The organism is bacterium, assembly GCA_030690305.1.
GTDB lineage: Bacteria > Patescibacteriota > Minisyncoccia > Phycocordibacterales > JAGLPS01 > JBBUCK01.
Map to the genome: position 1 here is coordinate 1 of JAUYHB010000001.1, position 1,823 is coordinate 1,823.

Annotated in this window: 1 protein-coding gene; it reads left to right on the plus strand. The window is 46.8% G+C overall.

What is annotated here, in order from left to right; all coding sequences use genetic code 11:
- The first annotated feature begins 207 nt into the window (after positions 1-207).
- Positions 208-1,698 carry a transposase gene (locus Q8O71_00005; protein MDP2704776.1) on the plus strand — a complete coding sequence of 497 codons (1,491 nt, stop codon included), beginning with the start codon at positions 208-210 and terminating at the stop codon, positions 1,696-1,698.
- Positions 1,699-1,823: the final 125 nt, after the last annotated feature.

Consider the following 1,823-nt stretch of genomic DNA (forward strand, 5'->3'; position numbering starts at 1 on the left):
TCTGAAAGCACAGCTATATTAATTATTGGTGATCCCGGAGCGGTATCTATAGTCAGCTGTGATGGAATGATAAAAGTTGGAAGGTTTGCTGTAGAGTTATTACCTGAATTTTGCATGTGATGTAACATAAAAAATAGAAAACCATCTGGGAACCCTGCTATAATAGGGTTTCAGCCAAAACCCACAATTATAAAAGGAGGTACCCAGATGGTAAAACAACGAAAGATGGATAACAGGAAAAGGCGCAACAGTAAAGGGTTTAAAAAGAATCGCGCGGAGGCCAGAAAAATCAATGCCTCGACCGTGTATGAAACCTGTTCGGAGCAGTTGAGCCCATTTGGCGGGCTTTTGGCGCTGATCAAATTTTTCGATCTGGTCAATTTTAAAGAAATCTTTGACTCAGCCTATCAGAAGCCCACGCGGGAGCCCAAGCTGGGAGACCATTTAATGATGGTGGGCATTTTGATGCTACTGTATATCGGGTTTAACCGGATCTGGCACTTTGCCTATATCCGATTGGATGCGATGCTGTGCGGCTTTTTCAGAGTCACGCGGCTTCCTGCGGCCACCACGTTCTGGCGGTATGTAGACAGTCTTGGAATCAATCAGGGCAAATCGTTGCTGAAGGTAATGAGCATTCTTCGTGAGCGGGTCTGGCAGCTTTGCGACATCAGGCTTTGTCAGATCCGGGTCAATATCGATACCACGGTAGAGACCGTCTACGGCAACCAACAAGGGGCGCGCAAGGGGCACAACATAAAGCACCGGGGCAAAAAGGGGTTGCGGCCGATACTGTGCTTTATTGAAGAGACGCGGGAGTATCTGGTCGGAAAGCTTCGCAAAGGGACAACGGTAAGCGGCAAGGAAACAGCGGCCTTTATTTTGAGTATAAAAGAGCATCTGCCCGGTTGTGTTCAGAGTGTTCTGCTGAGAGCCGATGGTGAATTTTTATCCTGGGAAAGCGTTGAGGCAGCCATCAAGACCGGGTTTCGGTTTATCATTGCCAACAAGGGATGCAGCCCGCCCTTTGATCCCGGTAAATGGTATCGGCCCTTCAAACGGCAGGATATTGAATATAACAGCTGCTTGTATCAACCCACCGGTTGGGGATGTGTCTGTCGGTTTGTAGCCATGCGTATACCCAAGGAAAAAAAGAAGGGTTCCAAGCAGCCGATTCAATATATGCTCTTTGAAGACGACAATTACACCTACCGAATTTTCTGTACGGATCTTGCAGGCCAAGCCCATGAGGTCATTGCTGAATATGACAAGCGGGCCGATGTTGAGAATCTGGTGGGTGAAGCCAAGCGTGAAGGCCTTGAGATGATCCCTTCTGCCAAGTTTAAAAGCAACTATGCCTTTTTTCAGGTTGTGATGCTGGCCTACAATATCTGGCGCTATATGAAGATGATTGCAAAGCGGAGCCTGCCAAAGGATCAATCTGAATCCGCCGAGGCGCCAAGCGGTGTTTTAAAAGGGATTGTGGAAAACACGATTCGGATCGCCCGGTTGAAGCTGCTGTTTATCGCCGCCAAGGTGGTCAAGGATGAAAATCGTGACAAGGTCAAATACTCGATCCATGATGTCAGAACGCCGGCAATGATCCACTTGCTGAAATTTTTAGATAAAGTTCGTTCACAGCCCAGACCCTGGCATCAAGCTGGTTTTTGGCCCCAGCGGTTTGTGGTCGCAACTTGAGCAAGAAATTTCTTGCACGATTGAATTTTGATAAAATTTCATGAACTTATGCAGCCGGTGAAAATAATGGATACTTCTTAGAAGACTTGTTCAGGATAGAAGATAGGATAAACAAAACAACTATC

Coding starts and splice junctions, on each gene's coding strand:
- Q8O71_00005 (MDP2704776.1), top strand. CDS start 208: ATGGTAAAACAACGAAAGATGGATAACAGGAAAAGGCGCAACAGTAAA.